Origin of the sequence: Flavobacterium sp. (assembly GCF_043778725.1) — a bacterium.
GTDB lineage: Bacteria > Bacteroidota > Bacteroidia > Flavobacteriales > Flavobacteriaceae > Flavobacterium.
In genome coordinates this window covers 27,589-46,052 of sequence record NZ_JAYWFT010000006.1, presented here as the reverse complement: position 1 = coordinate 46,052, position 18,464 = coordinate 27,589, and the positions used below count along the sequence as shown (strand labels likewise).

Sequence of the window (18,464 nt, the reverse complement as noted above, 5' to 3'; positions counted from 1 at the left end):
GCAACCAACTTTGTTATATATTTGTAATATGAATGAAAATTTAAATCCTACCAATTCTAATTATAATCCTGATGAGCTTGATCTAGAGAAAAAGTTAAGGCCTCTTTCATTTGACGATTTTACTGGTCAAGAACAAGTTTTAGATAATTTGAAAGTTTTTGTTGAAGCTGCTAATCAAAGAAATGAAGCTTTAGATCATACACTTTTTCATGGTCCACCCGGATTAGGAAAAACAACATTGGCCAATATTTTGGCTAGCGAACTTGGTGTTGGAATAAAAATTACTTCTGGACCAGTTCTAGATAAACCCGGAGATTTAGCAGGATTACTTACTAATTTAGAAGAACGTGATGTTTTATTTATTGATGAAATCCATCGTTTGAGCCCAATTGTAGAAGAATATTTATATTCGGCGATGGAAGATTTTAAGATTGATATCATGATTGAATCAGGTCCAAATGCAAGAACTGTTCAAATAAATCTTAGTCCATTTACTCTTGTTGGTGCAACAACTCGTTCAGGATTATTAACTGCTCCAATGAGAGCTCGTTTCGGAATTCAAAGTCGTTTGCAATATTATAATACCGAGCTACTAACTACAATAGTGCAGCGTAGTTCTGGAATTTTAAAAATGCCAATAACGATGGAAGCAGCAATAGAAATAGCTGGTAGAAGTAGAGGAACGCCAAGAATTGCCAATGCACTTTTAAGACGTGTAAGAGATTTTGCGCAAATAAAAGGAAACGGTAAAATTGATATTGAAATTGCTAGATATTCATTAAAAGCGTTACATGTTGATGCTCACGGGTTGGATGAAATGGATAATAAAATTCTTATCACAATTATAGATAAATTTAAAGGTGGTCCAGTTGGATTATCAACTCTAGCAACTGCCGTCTCAGAGAGTGCTGAAACTATTGAAGAAGTTTATGAACCATTCTTGATTCAGGAAGGATTTATTATGAGAACTCCAAGAGGTAGAGAAGTTACAGAGAAAGCCTATAAACATTTAGGAAAAATTAAAACCAATATTCAAGGAGGATTGTTTTGATTTTGATAAACAACAAAGAAAAATATACATCTCTTATAAAAGCCGAAGCAAAACGCCTCGGTTTTTTGTCTTGTGGGATATCCAAAGCTGGTTTTCTTGAGGAGGAAGCACCAAGATTAGAAAATTGGCTTAATAAAAATCATCATGGTCAAATGTATTACATGGAAAATCATTTTGATAAACGATTGAATCCGACTTTGTTGGTTGATGATGCCAAAAGTGTTATTTCATTACTATTGAATTATTATCCATCAGAAGCACAAAATACAGAAAGTTATAAAATTTCTAAATATGCCTACGGTCAAGATTATCATTTTGTAATTAAAGAAAAATTAAAAGAATTATTATTTACAATTCAAACTGAAATTGGAGAAGTTTCGGGCAGAGCATTTGTAGATTCTGCACCAGTTTTAGACAAAGCTTGGGCTGCAAAAAGTGGTTTGGGTTGGATAGGGAAAAATAGTAATTTAATTACCCAAAAAGTAGGTTCGTTTTACTTTATTGCTGAATTGATTGTAGATTTAGAATTAGATTATGACTTCGCAACAACAGATCATTGCGGAACTTGCACCGCTTGTATTGATTCTTGCCCAACAGAAGCAATCGTTTCGCCTTATGTTGTAGATGGAAGCAAATGCATCTCTTATTATACTATTGAATTGAAAGATAATTTACCATTAGAAATTAAAGGAAAGTTAGATGATTGGGCATTTGGCTGTGATGTTTGCCAAGACGTTTGTCCGTGGAATAAATTTTCTAAACCGCACAGCGAACCTTTATTTAATGCCAATCCTGATCTTTTGTCTTTCTCTAAAAAAGATTGGGACGAAATTACAGATGATACCTTTAGACAAGTTTTTAAAAATTCAGCAGTAAAAAGAACTAAACTTGAAGGTTTTAAGCGAAATATTGAGTTTTTAAAAAGTTGATGGATTGTCTGTTGTTTTTTACCTCATTTCTTTACAAGAGACAAAACCTTTTTAGCCCTGATAGCAATGAAAATAAAAAAACTTCCAGTGTTGGACATGCCCCAAAAAGTTAGACACTATTTGGGGCATTTTTTATGGAAAGAAAAATTAAATCTTCTTTCTCATTCGTGCCACAGGAATGTCTAGTTGTTCACGATATTTTGCAATAGTTCGTCTCGCAATTGGATAGCCTTTTTCTTTTAGAATTTCAGCCAATTGATCGTCTGGAAGCGGTTTGCTTTTATCTTCGTCTTCTATAGTATTTTGAAGAATTTTCTTGATTTCTAGCGTTGAAACGTCTTCGCCTTGATCATTTTTCATTGCTTCTGAGAAGAATTCCTTAATCAATTTTGTGCCATATGGCGTGTCAACATATTTGCTGTTTGCCACACGAGAAACGGTTGAAATGTCTAGACCAACCATGTCTGCAATGTCCTTTAGAATCATTGGTTTCATTGAGGTTTCTTCGCCGTCAAGGAAAAATTCTTCTTGAAAATGCATGATGGCGTTCATGGTTACAAAAAGGGTTTCTTGACGTTGTTTGATTGCGTCGATAAACCATTTGGCCGAATCCAATTTTTGTTTGATAAACTGAACGGCATCTTTTTGTGAACCCGATTTGTCACGAGAATCTTTATAGGTTTGCATCATTTCTTGGTAGTCTTTAGAAACGTGCAGCGATGGAGCATTTCTGCCATTTAAGGTCAGTTCGAGCTCGCCATCGTTGATTCTTATGGCGAAATCTGGAATTATGTTTTCGGTAACTTTGTTGTTTCCGGTAAAAGAACCTCCAGGTTTTGGGTTTAATTTTTCTATTTCGTGAATTGCTTTTTTGAGCTGATCTTGCGAAATACTGTATTTTTGAAGTAACTTATCGTAATGTTTTTTGGTAAACGCTTCAAATTGATTTTCGACAATATCAATTGCCATAGCAACATATTCTGTTGGCGTTTTGTGCTTTAATTGCAATAGTAAACATTCTTGTAAGTCGCGCGCACCAACACCTGAAGGTTCTAGTTCGTGAATTACGTGCAGCATGCGTTCTACATTTTTCTCATCGGTGTAAATGCCTTGAGTAAATGCCATGTCGTCTACAATATCCTGAATTGTTCTTCGAATGTAACCCATATCATCAATGCTTCCAACCAAGAATTCTGCAATTTCTCTGTCGGTATCATTCAGTATAAAAGTGTTTAACTGATTGATTAAATCTTGGTGAAAACTTACTGGTGATGCATAAGGATTTTCGCGATCGTCATCGTCGTCGCTAAAATTGTTGGCTTGCAGTTTGTAATCTGGAATTTCGTCGTTGCTTAAATATTCGTCAACATTGATATCATCGGCTTCAATATTGTCGCTTCCTTCATAATCGTCGTATTCGTCGTTGTTGTCGAATTCATCTTTTTCAAAAACCTCTTCCTCATCTTTACCAGTTTCCAATGCTGGATTCTCGTTCATTTCTTCCAACAAACGTTGCTCAAAAGCCAGCGTCGGCAATTGAATCAACTTCATCAACTGAATTTGTTGAGGAGATAATTTTTGAGATAATTTGAATTGTAAGTTTTGTTTTAACATTTTTATTTTGGTTTAAAGGTTTAAGAGTTTAAGGGTTTAAATGTGTTTGGATTAAACAACTTTAAACAATTTTAAACAACATTAAACTTTTTTAAAACTCTGCGTTTTGTGGTGTTCTTGGAAACGGAATTACGTCACGGATATTAGTCATTCCTGTTACGAAAAGCACCAATCTTTCAAATCCTAATCCGAAACCTGAGTGAACTGCGCTTCCAAATCTTCGGGTGTCTAAATACCACCAAAGTTCTTCTTCGTCAATTCCTAGTGCTTTCATTTTTTCTACTAGTACATCAAAACGCTCTTCTCTTTGTGAACCTCCAACAATTTCTCCAATTCCTGGGAAAAGAATATCCATGGCGCGAACTGTTTTTCCGTCTTCGTTCAAACGCATGTAAAACGCTTTAATATTTGCAGGATAATCAAATAAAATTACCGGACATTTAAAGTGTTTTTCAACTAAATATCTTTCGTGTTCGCTTTGCAAATCTGCACCCCATTCGTTGATGATATAGTTGAATTTTTTCTTTTTGTTTGGAGTTGAATCTCTTAAAATATCAATAGCTTCGGTATAAGAAACACGTTTGAAATTGTTTTCTAAAACCAAATTTAATTTGTCTAACAAAGCCATTTCGCTACGTTCAGCTTGCGGTTTAGATTTTTCTTCTTCCAACAAACGCGCTTCTAAGAATTTTAAATCTTCTGGACATTTATCCATCGTATATTTAATTACGTATTGAATAAAATCCTCTGCCAAATCCATATTGTCGTTCAAATCATTGAAAGCTACTTCTGGTTCAATCATCCAAAATTCAGCCAAGTGACGTGAAGTATTAGAATTTTCAGCTCTAAAAGTTGGTCCGAAAGTATAAATTTGACCCAATGCCATTGCATAAGTTTCGCCTTCTAATTGTCCAGAAACGGTTAAGTTGGTTTCTTTTCCGAAGAAATCTTCTTTATAATTTACTTTTCCATCTTCTGTTCTTGGAGTATTGTCAAATGGCAAAGCGGTAACTTTAAACATTTCTCCAGCACCTTCAGCATCGGAACCTGTGATGATTGGCGTGTTTACATATACAAACCCTTTTTCTTGAAAATAACTGTGTACTGCAAATGAAAGAACTGAACGAACTCTCATAATTGCACCAAACATATTTGTTCGTGGACGTAAATGTGCGTTTTCGCGAAGGAAATCTAAACTTGGTTTGTTCTTAGGTTGTATTGGAAATTTCTCAGCATCACAATCGCCAAGAATTTCTAACTTAGAAACCTGTATTTCATATTTTTGTCCAGCACCTTTACTTTCTACCAATTCTCCTGTAACAGAAATTGCTGCTCCAGTTGTAATTCTTTTTAAAGTTTCTTCTGGTGTGTTTTCAAAATCTATTACACATTGAATATTGTTAATAGTTGAACCGTCGTTCAATGCTATAAATTGATTGTTTCTAAAAGTTCTTACCCAACCTTTTGCATTTATTTCATGCAGCGTTTTAGTGCTGTTTAATAAGTCCTTAACTTTTGTATGTTTCATTTCTTGTTTAAAATTTAGCCCTTCGACTTGCGCTCTGGGTGACAGTTTATCTTAAATATCCTTGTGCAAATATAAATTATTTATTTTTCTTTTCTAATTTGTCCAACTCTTCGTCGGAATGTTCTAGAATATCAATTGTTGGTTCTAAGAATTCTTGCTCGTTTGCCAATGTTTTATTTAATGTTAAGACCAATGCTGGTAACAAAACCAAGTTAGCCAACATTCCAAAACAAAGTGTTATTGATACCAATCCGCCAAGTGCAACTGTACCGCCAAAGCTAGAAAGCATAAATACAGAAAACCCAAAAAACAATACTATCGATGTGTAAAACATGCTAATTCCGGCATCGTTGAAGGTTGCAAATACTGATTTTTTTATCTTCCAATCATTTCGAGCAAGTTCCAATCGGTATTGTGCTAAAAACCGTAAAGTGTCGTCTACAGATAGCCCAAAGGCAATTCCGAATACTAATAATGTAGATGGTTTTAATGGAATTCCCAAAAAGCCCATGATTCCAGCAGTCATTATTAACGGCAATAAATTTGGAATTATTGCTACCAAAACCATCTTAAACGAACGAAACATTATGGCTACCAAACCACCAGTTAATAAAAATGCGAAAAGTAAGGATGATAAAAGATTGTCAAGCAAATATTTTGTGCCTTTTTGAAAAACAGATGCTTTACCAGTAATGATAACTTCATATTTAGGTTCTGGAAAAAGTTTGTTAATTTTTCGACGCAATTGCGCTTCTACGTCTTCCATTTTATCGCCATTTTCATCTTTGATAAACGTTGTCATTCTTGCAATACTTCCGTCATTACTCAAATAACTTTTAAGCTGATTGTCTTTTGAATTTTTAAAAGTATTTTTAATGTATGGCAATAAAAAAGTTTCTTCTTGCGACGATGGAATTGCATAAAATTCTGGATTTCCATTGTAATAAGCTTGTGTGAAACTTTTGGCAACATTGACTATTGATAACGGTTTAGAAAGTTCTGGAATTTCGTTTATTGTTTCTTCCAGTTCTTCCATTCTTTTTAAGTTGGTAAGTTTCATGGCACCATTTTTCTTTTTGGTGTCAATCATTATTTCTAGTGGCATTACACCGCTAAATTCTTTTTCAAAGAATCGAATGTCATCAAAGAATTCAGTTTTCTTTGGCATATCTTCAATGATACTTCCCGACATTTTAATTTCGTAAATACCAATAATTCCGAAAACTAAAAAAATTACTGAAGTTACATAAACGCCAAATCGATTGTATTTTACAGTATTGATTATCCACTTGAAAAAAGTGGTCAACGAGTCGCGTTCTAAGTGCCCAAGATGTCGTGAATTAGGTGGCGGAATGTAACTAAAAAAAATAGGAATTATCAACAAACTCAGCAAGTAAATTGCTAAAATATTAAGCGTTGTTACTACTCCAAATTCTTTTAGTAGTATGTTATTAGTTACTATAAAAGTTGCAAAACCTACGGCAGTTGTAATGTTGGTCATTAAAGTTGCAGTTCCGGTTTTGGTAATAACGCGTTGTAACGATTTGGCTTTGTTAGAATGTTTGTGGTATTCTTGATGGTATTTATTGATAAAAAATATGCAATTCGGAATTCCAATTACAATAACCAATGTTGGTACTAATGCTGTAAGAACAGTGATTTCGTAACCCATTGCCCCCATAATTCCAAACGACCACATTACGCCAATAATTACAACAATCATTGAAACCATTGTTGCTCTAAACGAACGGAAAAAAAAGAAAAATATAAGCGATGTAATCAATAATGCTGCACCAATAAACAACCCAATTTCATCAATAATTGTTTTGGCATTTAGGGTTCTTATGTATGGCATTCCTGAAACGTGCGGTTTTATTCCGGTTTCTTCATAGAATTTATTGACTTCTGGAATGAATTTATTTAAGATATATTCTTTTCTTGCTGTGGTATTTACAATTTTTTTATCAATGTAAATTGCCGATCTTACAGCTTGTGTATTTTTGTTAAAAAGTAATCCTTCGTAAAAAGGAAAATTTGTAAAAAAATCTGTCTTTAAAGAAGTTAAATACTTTTGGTTGTTAATTTTACTTGGATTAACAAATGGTTTTAATTGAAAGGTTTTAAGCGAATCATTTTTAACTAATTTCTGAAGATTATCAACCGAAATAACTAAAGTTACTTCTTTATCACTTTTAAATTTCTCCATCATTTCGCTCCAAGCTTTGAATACTTTAGGAGTAAATAATTTATGGTCTTTGGTTGCAATAACAATTAGATTTCCTTCTTCGCCAAAGTTTTTTAGAAATTTATCGTAATCAACATTTACTTTATCGTCTGCCGGAATAAGGTTTGCTTCAGTTTTAGTAAACCTAACATTTTTCCATTGCAATGCAAAAAGAACAGTAATTGCGACAACTCCTAGTAATAAAACAACTCTGTTTCTAAGGATAACTCGCGCTATAAATTCCCAGAAACCAATACCTAACATCTTTTTCATATGACCTAAAATGGGATGCAAAGGTAATCAAAACCGCTCAATTCAAAAGAACTTCACCGTATCTTTTGTATAGAAATTTAGCTATTTTGTTCTAATCTAAAATTCATATTAAAATTACAGTGTTTTTATAGTTTTTGATGCAATTTTTCTCATATTTGTAATGCTAAAAAAAACGTTGATTTAAGAATGAAAAATATCAAAAATGCTTTGTTTTATATTGCTGTAACTGGCGGATTTACAGCTTTGATTTTTTGGATTGTTTCTAAAGGAAAACTTTTGCAAACTAGCGATGTAGTTTCTCCTAGCTCTAAAGCAACTTATTTCAGTCAGTTTATAGATTCGCTAACTCATAATTTAAAACATCCGCTTGCTATACTTTTACTCCAAATTATAACCATAATTATTGTGGCAAGATTATTTGGATGGTTGTTTAGAAAAATAGGACAACCCTCTGTAATAGGTGAAATTATTGCTGGAATTTTTCTTGGACCATCGGTTGTTGGAATGTATTTTCCAGAATATTCAGGTTTGCTTTTTCCAACAGAATCTCTTGGAAATCTTCAATTTCTTAGTCAAATAGGGTTGATATTGTTCATGTTTGTTATTGGTATGGAGTTGGATTTGAAGGTTTTAAAAAATAAAGCCAACGATGCTGTTGTAATAAGTCATGCCAGCATAGTTTTTCCGTTTGCACTTGGAATAGGATTGTCTTACTTTGTTTACAATCAATTTGCTCCTAAAGGTGTTGAGTTTTTATCGTTTAGTTTATTTATGGGAATTGCCATGAGTATTACTGCATTTCCTGTTTTGGCACGAATTGTTCAAGAACGAGGTATTCATAAAACCAAGCTTGGTGCAATTGTAATTACTTGTGCTGCAGCCGATGATATTACAGCTTGGTGTATTCTTGCCGCTGTAATTGCCATTGTAAAAGCAGGAACTTTTGCTAGTTCTATGTATGTTATTATGTTGGCTTTGGTTTATGTCTTAGCCATGCTTTTTATAGTAAAACCGTTTTTGAAAAAAGTAGGTGATTTGTATGCAACTCGTGATAATTTAAGCAAACCAGTAGTTGCAATATTTTTGTTGACGCTAATTATATCTTCTTATTTATCTGAAGTTATTGGTATTCATGCTTTATTCGGAGCTTTTTTAACTGGTGCAATTATGCCCGATATTTCTAAAATTAGAAACATTATCATAGAAAAAGTTGAAGATGTTGCCTTAATATTATTGCTTCCATTGTTTTTTGTTTTTACAGGTTTAAGAACGCAAATAGGATTGATTAATGATCCTTATTTATGGAAAATCACTGGATTTATAATTCTTGTTGCTGTCGTAGGAAAGTTTTTAGGGAGTACTTTGGCAGCAAAATTTGTAGGTCAGAATTGGCGCGACAGCTTAACAATTGGTGCGTTAATGAACACTCGTGGATTGATGGAATTGGTTGTATTGAATATAGGATATGATTTAGGCGTTTTATCTACAGAAATTTTTACAATGATGGTCATTATGGCTTTGGTCACGACTTTTATGACTGGTCCAGCAATAGATTTGATAAACTATATTTTTAAGCGAAAAGAAGTAATAATTCCGAAGGAAATTAGCAACAGCACTTTTAAAGTTTTAATTTCTTTTGGAAACAACGAAAAGGGAAAATCACTACTTAGATTGGCCAATAGTTTTGTTAAAAAGCAAAAGGAAAATACTAATGTAACTGCTTTGCACATGTCTTTATCAGATGAAATGCATGCTTACAATTTAGAAGAATATGAGCAAGAAACATTTCAACCTATACTTGCAGAATCTAAAGTTCTTGACCAAGAAATCACAACTATTTTTAAAGCAACGGTAGATATAGAAACGGATATTGCCGATATTGCTACTAGAGGCGATTTTGATTTGGTTTTGGTAGGTTTAGGAAAATCAATTTTTGAAGGAACGTTATTAGGAAAAGTACTCGGATTTACAACGAGAATTATAAATCCAGATCGATTGCTGGATAAATTTACCGGTAAAGAAGGACTTTTTCAAAACTCACCTTTTGACGATAGAACGCGATTGATTATTTCTAAAAGTAAAACGCCACTAGGAATATTAATCGATAAAGAATTGACAGAATTGACAGAAGTTTTTGTGCCAATTTTTTCTGTAGAAGATGCTTTTCTTATTGAATATGCTGAGAAATTAGTGTATAATAGCAATTCTAAAGTTACCGTTTTAGATATTGATGAACAAGTAAAAAACAACCAAGATATTGAATTGGCAATACAAACATTATCTCAAAATTATCCCGAAAACATTGCTATACTTACAGAAAACAAAATGAAAGCCGGATTTCTTGCCAAACAAGATTTAATGATGATATCACTAGAAAGTTGGAAGAAATTAGTAGATTCTCAAAGTGTTTGGTTGAGTACAGTGCCTTCGGTTTTGATTATTAAACCTTAATTAAAATCCTAAATTCAAAACATAACTCAACTTCAAAGCAAAATTGTCTTCAAATTTAGGTAATGCATTTGGACCATATCTAACGAAGAAAGTCAACCCAAATCCTTTAAAAATTTGATTGGCCTCGACACCGCTTTCAAAAAAACCTCTTTCTAAAGTTTTATATTGAAATCCAATTTGTTGTTCTGGTTTGTCCAAATTTCCCCAAGCCATTCTTGTTACTACAGAAATTAAAGGTTTAATTTTATATGCAATTTTCACTTTATTAAATGTGTGTTTTACATGAAAAGAAACATATTTGCTTGAGAAAAATTCATTGAAAAACATGGTTTCAAAACTGTTTTTACCTGCAAAAGTAATACGCTTAAATAATGTTTCTCTGTTTAAATTATTTGGCGCAATACTGTATAAATGAGTTAATGGAACATCGCCAAAGGCAAATCCGCTTTGTAAAATAAACGACGTATTTTGACCTGATAAATACGGAATTTCGTGTGTTATTTTAAAGTCAATTTTGGTAAAATCAAAATCACTTCCTAAAACGTTGTCAAATGATTTTGTAACTTGTAAGGCAAATTTTGGAAACCTTTTTTCAATTTCAATTCTTCCCGAAGCCGTTTGCATGTAACCACTAAAAGGATTCCATTGAATTGAAAATTGCGCCGTTGTTAAGTTGAAATTCTTATAATAATTTTCTTTTGCAAAAAAAGTATAGTCAAAAAGAGGTAGAATTTCACTTCTAGAAATGCCAAAATAAATATCTGTTTTAGGAATATATTTACTTTCTATAAAAAAAGAAGCAGCTTTATTACTATAAAAAGTTGAAATATTAATTGGTCTAGGATCATATATTTTAAAACGACGCGCCTGTGTTGCAAACTGAATTTGACCAATCTCACTCAAATCATCGTTGTAAGACGCGCTTATCCATGTATTGGTTTCTTTTTCAAGCAAATAAGAAGGAGTGATGCCATATTTTAATTTATCATCTTTAAATCCGTAGGCGCCAAAGAAACTTACTTTATATTTTTCAGACAATTTATTGTTAGTAATACCGCCAATTCCTAGTCTAAAACCTTCATAATTATTATATTTTATAATTGATTTTAAATCGATATCTACATAACTTACAGGTAAATAGCCGTTGAATATTTTCTTGCCTAAAAATATTTTTTGTTCAATATTTTCTGCAACCGCAAGACTATCTAAGTTGGTGTAAGTTCGAATTTTTCTAACGTCGAGCGTGTCTTTTTTCAAAGATTTCCAATAAGAATCGGGTTTAGACATGCTGGCTTCTGGAACATCAATTTTTATGCTTGGTGTTTTAAAAGAAACTAACTCGTTAATTTTTATATCATAAGGAGTTGATTCTAGTTTTAGATACATTTGGTCGGAAGCATCTTTTTGCAATCCTTCCAGACTAGAGTTAAATTTGATTGTTCCGCCAAGAACTTTCAAATCTTCGCTGTTATTTCCTTTTACAACAATAAATTTTCTTTTCTCTGGAAACCACAATTTATGTTCTTTCATGAAGTTGAAAGTATAAGTTGCATTGATGTTGATGATTCCATAAATCCTATAAAATGCTTTTGCTATGGCAAAATTCTCTGCATCGACAAAAAGTAAACCTCTCAATTTATCCGAATTCAATTTTTTTGGTTGAAAATAAATACGATAAACGGTTCTGTTTTGAATTTTTACAGTGTCAATAATTTTAAAAACAAATAATTTTCGTCCGTAACTAGAAATTGGATTTCTAATGGGAATTTCTAAAATCTCTAAACTATTGTCGTACAATGAATAGGAAACTAAATTTAAACCTAAATATTCATATAGCGGTTTTTTGAAACCTGCCATTCTAGAAGCTAGAATTGTTTCTTTGGTTCCGTCGTTGTTGTGTTGTAATAAATTTACTTTTTCGGTTTGGTAGATGTGCTGTTTTTCGACTAATTTTTTGAATTTATAATTGGTAGAATCCAATTGAATTTTAGTTTTTCCAAACAGTGATTTTTTATAAATAGTATCAATTTTTCCAGAAATAGAATCGGGATTTGCTGATACTAATAAATGTTCGTAATTTTTGTATTCAAATGTGTTTAAGGCTTTTTCTGGTTGATTTTTTGGCTTATTTTCAATAACTTTTTTGATAATTAAATTTACTTGATTTTCAGAATAAATCTCCTGTTCTTTTAAGGTGTTGTTCGTCACCATTTTTACCAAAATATATTTCGCGCCAACAGTTTGATAATAGGTTTTGTCATAATAACCTTTGTAAGAAAACACAATAGGCTTGTTGTCGTCTTTTATATCAATAGTAAATTTTCCTTCCCAATCGGAAGCAATTGTTTTGTTATTGTAGGTTATTTTAGCAAAAGCAATTGGCACAGTAGAATCAAAATCAATTACTTGACCTTTCATCGTTTTTTGGGAAATTGCAAAATTGCAAAAAAGAAGTAGTAGAAAAACACAAAAATTTTTCATTAAAATGATTTGTTTTAACTTGTGTAAAAAAATTTCTACAAAAGTAGCAATAAAAAAATCCGTCTCGCCTAATTTTAGTTAGACAACACGGATTTTAATATAGATTTAACGAAAATTATACTTTCATTATTTCGGCTTCTTTGTGAACCAAAGTTTCTTCTACCTTTTTAATGAAATTATCTGTCATTTTTTGAACTGTTTCTTCTGCTGTTTTACAAACATCTTCTGATGTTCCGTCTTTTTCTAATTTCTTAATGTCAGAATTAGCATCTTTCCTGTGATTACGAACACTAATTTTAGCGTCTTCAGCTTCTGACTTTGCTTGTTTTACCAAATCTCTTCGACGTTCTTCCGTCAATGGCGGAACGCTAATGATGATTAAATCTCCATTATTCATTGGGTTAAAGCCAAGATTGGCGATCATAATTGCTTTCTCTATAGGTTGCAACATGCTTTTTTCATAGGGCTGAATTGTAATCGTTCTTGCGTCGGGTACATTTACGTTAGCAATTTGAGAAAGTGGTGTTTGTGAACCATAATAATCTACAAAAACACTTCCAAGCATTTGCGGAGATGCTTTTCCTGCACGAATATTTAAAAATGATTTCTCTAGGTGTTCAATAGAACCAGACATTGCTTCTTTTGTGCTGTCTAAAATAAATTCAATTTCTTCCATTTTATTTGAGTTTTTCAGTTGTATTCACAGCTTTCAGTTTTTAATTGTGACTGTAAACTGGTTACTGATTGCTATATATTAACTACTGTTCCTACGTTTTCGCCTTCGCAAATTTTAAGTAAATTACCTTTTTTGTTCATATCAAAAACTACGATTGGCAATTTATTTTCTTGACTTAATGTGAATGCTGTTGAGTCCATTACATTTAATCCTTTTTTGATAACATCTTCAAATGAAATGTAATCAAATTTAGTAGCTGTTGCATCTTTTTCGGGATCGGCTGTATAAATACCGTCAACTCTTGTACCTTTTAAAATTACATCAGCATGCACTTCAACACCACGCAAAACGGCTGCTGTATCGGTTGTAAAATAAGGATTTCCAGTTCCGGCTCCAAAAATAACAATTCTACCTTTTTCTAAATGTCTAACAGCTCTTCTTTTTATGTAAGGTTCAGCAATAGCTTCAATTTTTAAGGCAGTTTGCAATCTTGTTAGCATTCCTTTGTCTTCTAGTGCGCCTTGCAATGCCATTCCGTTAATAACGGTTGCTAACATTCCCATATAATCGCCTTGCACTCTGTCCATTCCATTACTTGCGCCAGCAACACCTCTAAAAATATTTCCACCACCAATAACAATCGCAATTTCGACACCTTTTTCATGAATTTGCTTAATTTGATCAGCATATTCGGCTAGTGTTTTTGGATCAATTCCGTATTGTCGTTCACCCATTAATGCTTCACCACTTAATTTTAAAAGAATTCTTTTGTATTTCATTCGTAGTTGTTTATTTTGAAAAAGGTTGTGTTTTTGAATTGCAAATATAGTTATTATATATTTTTATGAAATAGCGAATTTAAAAATTATGTTTCTAATGCTTCAAATGACTTTTTTGCTGCTTGATATCCAATTTCAAAAATCTTATCCATTTTTATTTTATTGGTTTCAAATGTGCTAAAGTTTGTTAATTCTTCGGGTTCAATTACCCAATCGCAATTGTTAAATTTTTGAAAGTTTGAATTTGCCGACAGTAAATCGAATGCTCTAGTAGTTACAGCCTTTATAGAATTTAAATCTTTAGCTTCTATTTTTTGAATAGGACTCACATATACACCAATGATGTTTTCGCATCTTCCCTGTAAAATATCTGATGGAAAATGATTTAAAATTCCGCCATCGCTATATAAATTCCCATTAATTAGATAGGGCGAAATTACTCCGGGAACAGCTGATGAAGCTAAAACAGCATCAACAATTTTTGTAGAATTATTGAAGATTTTCAGCTTTCCTTTTACCATATCTGTTGCAGTAATGTGCATTGGAATTTTTAAATCACTCATTTTAGCATCTTTAAAAATATCTTCAAAATAGCTTTTAAAGGAATCACAATCAATAATACCAGCTTTTTTCAATGTAAAATGTTTCCAATGAAAAAAGTAAATTGATTTAAAAAAGGTAAGAATTTCTTCGGGAGTTTTTCCCCAAGCGTATAATGCGCCAACAATTGCACCAGCACTCGAACCTGCAATTTGCGATGGTTTAATATTTTGTTCTTCTAGAAATTTTATTGCACCAGCATGAGCCAATCCTTTAGAACCACCACCAGATAATGCAAATCCTATTGACTTTGAATGTAAATCCATTACTTTTTTGTTATGATAACGCTTGTGTGTAATTATTGTTACAAATGATGTGTAAAAATAAAACTAATTTTGCAAAATAAAATAGTAGTTATGAACTCAATTATAGAAAAAAGTTTAGTTTCTAGTTTTTCTTATCAAGAATATAGAAATCACGTTACTTTATTAGCAAATGATGCTAAAACGACTGGTCATGAACAAACAGAAGCTTTAATAAATTACACAAAATTAAACGAAGCAAGATTAAATAGGTTGGATAAAACGATGCAAGTTGCTAATGATGTAAAACTTTTTTTAAATAAGCTAGAAAAAGAATATTACTGGTTGGTGCTTTCTGAAAGTTGGTGTGGTGATGCCGCTCAAATTTTACCCATACTAAATAAGATGGCACAAGCAAGCGATAAAATAGATTTAAGAATTGTGCTTCGAGATGACAATCAAGAGTTGATGAATTTATTTTTAACCAACGGTACGCGCTCCATTCCGAAAGTAATAATTATTGATAAAACTACTAATGAAGTTATTAATGATTTTGGACCTCGACCAGAAGAAGCAAGGAGATTAATAGTAAATTATAAAGCAAAACATGGAATTGTAGATGAAACTGCCAAAATTGAATTGCAAAAATGGTATTTGAATGACAAAGGAATTTCAACTCAAAGAGAAATTATTGCGTTGATGAAATAGGGTTAGACTTTTACTTTTCTAACTTGTTTTATTATTCGTGGAGAACGACTTCCGTGAAAAGCTCTTAAAACTTCAGTTTTATTAGCTCTAATTCTATAAATTATTAAGTAAGAACCTAGAATTATATTTCTGTAAATTTTGGTTTTTGTTTCTAGATGACGGCATTCTGGATTGACTAAATAATTTGTTTCTAAATCACGAACAATTATTTTAAGATCTTCATAAAAAATGAGTGCTGCCCTTTCTCCAAATGTGACTTCACCATATTCATAAATATTTTGAATATCAGCAAAATAAAAATCTGATCGAACTACTTCTTTCTTTGCAACCTCCATTCATTAAATTTTTGGTCAAACTCTTTTTCTGTCATAAATTCTCCTTTTTCCGCTTCCTTGATTAGAGAAACAAAATCTTCTTGAGACATTGGCTTACCTGGAGTTGCAAGGTTTTTTGTTTTTTTATTTGCTGTTTTCATGAAAAATGAAATTTAATAGGAAAGTAAAAGTAAGAAATAAATGGATAGAAAAATTTAATGAACAGAAATTTTAACCAAATTGATTTTAGATGATTTGTTTTTAACTTAATAAAAATTCTAAACTAGAAAGTACGCAATGCAATTCCTAAACTAAAACTCGAAACCGATTCGAAATTTTTTACCTTAATATCATAATTTGATAGTTCTGCAAAGAGTATTAAATCAGCATCTGTTTCAATTCCCAAACTTATTTTTTTGTACGCTCCAGATAGATTTCCTCGTCCAAGTGCAAATCCTTTTCCATAGCCAACTTGTGATGTTAGGCGTAAATTATTGCCCACAGATGTACTTAGTCCAAGGTTGGCAAAAATAGGAATTGCTACAAGTTTTTCAGTAGCTTTCCAATCAATTCCTGTATGTAAACTCAGTCCAATCCAGCGATTTTCTTGAATTCCATATCCAATTTTAGCATTTATTCCGTCGGGAACAAACCAGTTTTTATTGGTATTTTCTTGGCTATTGACATAGGTTTCGTTACGATTTGGATTGCCTTTAAACGGAATTGAAACATCAAATTGAGTGAAAAAACGACTATTTTTAGAGTTAGTGTTTTCGTTTTCTTGACCAAAAATTAAAGAATTCACAAACAAAATAAGTGCAATTAATAAAGTTTTTTTCATAAAATTTCTTCTGTTTCTTTCTCAAAATCATCTGGAGTTATGGCATTGTCAACAGTATAATCTCCAATTTTAGTTCGTCGCAAAGCCGATAAATGGCCTCCAGATTGAAGTGCAATTCCAAAATCATAGGCTAACGAACGGATGTAAGTTCCTTTGCTGCAAGTAACACGAAAATCAATTTCGGGCAAGGCAATTCTAGTAATTTCAAACTCGTGAATGGTGGTTTTTCTAAAAGCAATTTCAACTTCTTCACCAGCACGCGCATGTTCATAAAGTCTTTTTCCGTCTTTTTTTATTGCTGAAAAAACAGGTGGTTTTTGGTCTATTTCACCAAGAAATTGTTTTGTTGTTTCAAGTAGTAAGGCTTCTGTGATGTGGTCTGTTGGAAAAGTTTTATCAACTTCGGTTTCAAGATCGTAACTTGGTGTTGTTGCTCCAACAGTTATTGTACCAGTATATTCTTTGGCTTGCGCCTGAATTTCGGTAATTCTTTTAGTAAATTTTCCTGTGCAAATAATTAATAAACCAGTTGCTAAAGGATCTAAAGTTCCGGCATGACCAATTTTAAATTTTTTTGGCAAATCGTATTTTCGCTTCAAAATGTATTTCAATTTATTCACCGCCTGAAATGAACTCCATTTCAAAGGTTTGTCAATTAGAATAATTTGACCTTCTAGATAGTCTTCGGCTGTCATTAGATTATGTCTAATTTTTGAATGAAAAAGTGAATTAATAGCAGTGCAATTCCAACTATAATTCTATAATATCCAAACAGTTTAAATCCGTTTTTACTTAGAAAACCAATGAAACTTTTAATAGCAATAAGAGCAACTATAAATCCAACAACATTACCAATTATTAAAAAATTTATTTGGTCGTGGGTCAATACAAAACCATCTTTATAATAGTCGTAACATTTTTTAACTGTTGCGCCCAACATTGTAGGGACAGCTAAAAAAAATGAAAATTCTGCCGCAGTTGTTCTTGATAATTTTTGTGACATACCACCAACAATACTTGCGCCGCTTCTTGAAACACCAGGAATCATTGCCAAACATTGAAAAAATCCAATCTTGAAAGCTGTTAAATAAGATATTTCTTGGTTGGTAGTAACTTCGGTTTTTATAGAAAACCAATCGTCTACTTTTAATAAAATGATTCCGCCAAGTAAAAGGGAAATGGCAACAGTAAATGGGTTTTCTAATAAAGCATCAATTTTTTTACTAAAAAGCAATCCAAAAACTACTGCAGGAATAAAAGCTACTAGTAATTTAAAATAGAAATCGAAACTTTGAAAAAATCTTTTAAAGTATAAAACCACAACCGAAAGTATTGTTCCGAGTTGGATTACAATTGTGAAAAGTTTGGTAAAATCATCATGAGCAATTCCAAAAAATGAACTTGCAATAATCATATGTCCAGTTGAAGAAACAGGAAGAAATTCAGTAATTCCTTCTATAATTGCAAGGACAATTGCTTGTAAATAATCCATTTATTTCGACTTCTTAAAGATTGAATAAATAGCAATTCCAAAACCAATTAAAACTACGGTTGGTGCTAATCTTATTCTTCTAAAACTAAATACATCTTCATTAAATACTTTTGGATTGTCGCTTCCGCCACCAGACATTAATATAAATCCTAGTGCTATGACACCAATTGCAATTAATAAAAATTTATAATTTACTTTGTCAAAAAGAAATTCTGTTGTTTGTTCGTTATTTTTCATAAATTCTATCTGTTATCTATTCGT

17 protein-coding genes are annotated in these 18,464 nt (G+C 32.1%); 4 read left to right on the top strand and 13 right to left on the bottom strand.

Annotated elements, in window-relative coordinates; translation table 11 throughout:
- Nucleotides 1–28: 28 nt before the first annotated feature.
- Nucleotides 29–1,051 carry a Holliday junction branch migration DNA helicase RuvB gene (gene ruvB / locus ACH2CG_RS01325; RefSeq protein WP_395061423.1) on the top strand — a complete coding sequence of 341 codons (1,023 nt, stop codon included), beginning with the start codon at nucleotides 29–31 and terminating at the stop codon, nucleotides 1,049–1,051.
- 2 nt (nucleotides 1,052–1,053) lie between these two features.
- Nucleotides 1,054–1,980 carry a tRNA epoxyqueuosine(34) reductase QueG gene (queG, locus tag ACH2CG_RS01320; protein WP_395061446.1) on the top strand — a complete coding sequence of 309 codons (927 nt, stop codon included), beginning with the start codon at nucleotides 1,054–1,056 and terminating at the stop codon, nucleotides 1,978–1,980.
- A gap of 147 nt (nucleotides 1,981–2,127) precedes the next feature.
- Here queG and rpoN read toward each other — a convergent pair whose 3' ends face one another.
- The 3 genes from rpoN to ACH2CG_RS01305 form a co-directional block, all read right to left on the bottom strand.
- Nucleotides 2,128–3,594 (bottom strand): RNA polymerase factor sigma-54, encoded by a 1,467-nt coding sequence (gene rpoN / locus ACH2CG_RS01315; protein WP_395061421.1) that lies wholly within the window; start codon nucleotides 3,592–3,594, stop codon nucleotides 2,128–2,130.
- Nucleotides 3,595–3,685: 91 nt separating this feature from the next.
- A complete protein-coding gene (gene asnS / locus ACH2CG_RS01310) occupies nucleotides 3,686–5,122 on the bottom strand; it encodes an asparagine--tRNA ligase (protein WP_395061419.1) in 1,437 nt (478 codons plus the stop codon).
- Nucleotides 5,123–5,198: 76 nt separating this feature from the next.
- Nucleotides 5,199–7,619: an RND family transporter gene (locus ACH2CG_RS01305; protein ID WP_395061417.1), complete on the bottom strand. Its 2,421-nt coding sequence runs from the start codon at nucleotides 7,617–7,619 to the stop codon at nucleotides 5,199–5,201.
- Between the two features lie 186 nt (nucleotides 7,620–7,805).
- Between ACH2CG_RS01305 and ACH2CG_RS01300 the strand changes: the two genes are divergently transcribed.
- Nucleotides 7,806–10,070 (top strand): cation:proton antiporter, encoded by a 2,265-nt coding sequence (locus ACH2CG_RS01300; protein WP_395061415.1) that lies wholly within the window; start codon nucleotides 7,806–7,808, stop codon nucleotides 10,068–10,070.
- On the opposite strand, the gene ACH2CG_RS01295 is transcribed toward ACH2CG_RS01300, so the two are convergent.
- The 4 genes from ACH2CG_RS01295 to ACH2CG_RS01280 all read right to left on the bottom strand — a co-directional run bounded on the left by ACH2CG_RS01295 (nucleotide 10,071) and on the right by ACH2CG_RS01280 (nucleotide 14,872).
- Nucleotides 10,071–12,488: a DUF5686 family protein gene (locus ACH2CG_RS01295; protein WP_395061413.1), complete on the bottom strand. Its 2,418-nt coding sequence runs from the start codon at nucleotides 12,486–12,488 to the stop codon at nucleotides 10,071–10,073.
- A gap of 178 nt (nucleotides 12,489–12,666) precedes the next feature.
- Entirely contained in the window at nucleotides 12,667–13,227 is a 561-nt protein-coding gene (frr, locus tag ACH2CG_RS01290) for a ribosome recycling factor (RefSeq protein ID WP_395061412.1), read from the bottom strand.
- Between the two features lie 71 nt (nucleotides 13,228–13,298).
- Nucleotides 13,299–14,006, bottom strand: a complete 708-nt coding sequence (gene pyrH, locus ACH2CG_RS01285) for a UMP kinase (RefSeq protein ID WP_395061410.1) — start codon at nucleotides 14,004–14,006, stop codon at nucleotides 13,299–13,301.
- Nucleotides 14,007–14,092: 86 nt separating this feature from the next.
- Nucleotides 14,093–14,872, bottom strand: coding sequence for a patatin-like phospholipase family protein (locus ACH2CG_RS01280; RefSeq protein ID WP_395061408.1), 780 nt, complete (start codon nucleotides 14,870–14,872; stop codon nucleotides 14,093–14,095).
- Nucleotides 14,873–14,962: 90 nt separating this feature from the next.
- Between ACH2CG_RS01280 and ACH2CG_RS01275 the strand changes: the two genes are divergently transcribed.
- Complete coding sequence (locus tag ACH2CG_RS01275) at nucleotides 14,963–15,556, top strand: thioredoxin family protein (RefSeq protein ID WP_395061406.1); 594 nt, start codon at nucleotides 14,963–14,965, stop codon at nucleotides 15,554–15,556.
- 2 nt (nucleotides 15,557–15,558) lie between these two features.
- Here the strand turns inward: ACH2CG_RS01275 and ACH2CG_RS01270 are convergent, their stop codons facing one another.
- The 6 genes from ACH2CG_RS01270 to ACH2CG_RS01245 all read right to left on the bottom strand — a co-directional run bounded on the left by ACH2CG_RS01270 (nucleotide 15,559) and on the right by ACH2CG_RS01245 (nucleotide 18,440).
- Entirely contained in the window at nucleotides 15,559–15,891 is a 333-nt protein-coding gene (locus ACH2CG_RS01270; RefSeq protein ID WP_395061404.1) for a type II toxin-antitoxin system RelE/ParE family toxin, read from the bottom strand.
- Nucleotides 15,867–16,031, bottom strand: a complete 165-nt coding sequence (locus tag ACH2CG_RS01265) for a hypothetical protein (protein WP_395061402.1) — start codon at nucleotides 16,029–16,031, stop codon at nucleotides 15,867–15,869. Before ACH2CG_RS01265 ends, ACH2CG_RS01270 begins: the two co-directional genes overlap by 25 nt.
- A 122-nt stretch (nucleotides 16,032–16,153) precedes the next feature.
- Nucleotides 16,154–16,711, bottom strand: coding sequence for a hypothetical protein (locus ACH2CG_RS01260; RefSeq protein ID WP_395061400.1), 558 nt, complete (start codon nucleotides 16,709–16,711; stop codon nucleotides 16,154–16,156).
- A complete protein-coding gene (gene truB, locus ACH2CG_RS01255) occupies nucleotides 16,708–17,406 on the bottom strand; it encodes a tRNA pseudouridine(55) synthase TruB (protein ID WP_395061398.1) in 699 nt (232 codons plus the stop codon). The genes ACH2CG_RS01260 and truB overlap by 4 nt, the downstream gene beginning before the upstream one ends.
- Nucleotides 17,406–18,203 (bottom strand): undecaprenyl-diphosphate phosphatase, encoded by a 798-nt coding sequence (locus tag ACH2CG_RS01250; protein WP_395061396.1) that lies wholly within the window; start codon nucleotides 18,201–18,203, stop codon nucleotides 17,406–17,408. Before ACH2CG_RS01250 ends, truB begins: the two co-directional genes overlap by 1 nt.
- A complete protein-coding gene (locus ACH2CG_RS01245; protein ID WP_395061394.1) occupies nucleotides 18,204–18,440 on the bottom strand; it encodes a DUF3098 domain-containing protein in 237 nt (78 codons plus the stop codon).
- Nucleotides 18,441–18,464: the final 24 nt, after the last annotated feature.

Excerpts from the sequence above, each read along its gene's own strand:
- ACH2CG_RS01250 (WP_395061396.1), bottom strand. The coding sequence starts at position 18,203 with ATGGATTATTTACAAGCAATTGTCCTTGCAATTATAGAAGGAATTACT.
- ACH2CG_RS01245 (WP_395061394.1), bottom strand. The coding sequence starts at position 18,440 with ATGAAAAATAACGAACAAACAACAGAATTTCTTTTTGACAAAGTAAAT.
- asnS (WP_395061419.1), bottom strand. The coding sequence starts at position 5,122 with ATGAAACATACAAAAGTTAAGGACTTATTAAACAGCACTAAAACGCTG.
- ACH2CG_RS01275 (WP_395061406.1), top strand. The coding sequence starts at position 14,963 with ATGAACTCAATTATAGAAAAAAGTTTAGTTTCTAGTTTTTCTTATCAA.
- ACH2CG_RS01265 (WP_395061402.1), bottom strand. The coding sequence starts at position 16,031 with ATGAAAACAGCAAATAAAAAAACAAAAAACCTTGCAACTCCAGGTAAG.
- ruvB (WP_395061423.1), top strand. The coding sequence starts at position 29 with ATGAATGAAAATTTAAATCCTACCAATTCTAATTATAATCCTGATGAG.
- rpoN (WP_395061421.1), bottom strand. The coding sequence starts at position 3,594 with ATGTTAAAACAAAACTTACAATTCAAATTATCTCAAAAATTATCTCCT.
- ACH2CG_RS01270 (WP_395061404.1), bottom strand. The coding sequence starts at position 15,891 with ATGGAGGTTGCAAAGAAAGAAGTAGTTCGATCAGATTTTTATTTTGCT.
- frr (WP_395061412.1), bottom strand. The coding sequence starts at position 13,227 with ATGGAAGAAATTGAATTTATTTTAGACAGCACAAAAGAAGCAATGTCT.
- ACH2CG_RS01280 (WP_395061408.1), bottom strand. The coding sequence starts at position 14,872 with ATGGATTTACATTCAAAGTCAATAGGATTTGCATTATCTGGTGGTGGT.
- ACH2CG_RS01300 (WP_395061415.1), top strand. The coding sequence starts at position 7,806 with ATGAAAAATATCAAAAATGCTTTGTTTTATATTGCTGTAACTGGCGGA.
- ACH2CG_RS01295 (WP_395061413.1), bottom strand. The coding sequence starts at position 12,488 with ATGAAAGGTCAAGTAATTGATTTTGATTCTACTGTGCCAATTGCTTTT.
- truB (WP_395061398.1), bottom strand. The coding sequence starts at position 17,406 with ATGACAGCCGAAGACTATCTAGAAGGTCAAATTATTCTAATTGACAAA.
- pyrH (WP_395061410.1), bottom strand. The coding sequence starts at position 14,006 with ATGAAATACAAAAGAATTCTTTTAAAATTAAGTGGTGAAGCATTAATG.
- ACH2CG_RS01260 (WP_395061400.1), bottom strand. The coding sequence starts at position 16,711 with ATGAAAAAAACTTTATTAATTGCACTTATTTTGTTTGTGAATTCTTTA.
- ACH2CG_RS01305 (WP_395061417.1), bottom strand. The coding sequence starts at position 7,619 with ATGAAAAAGATGTTAGGTATTGGTTTCTGGGAATTTATAGCGCGAGTT.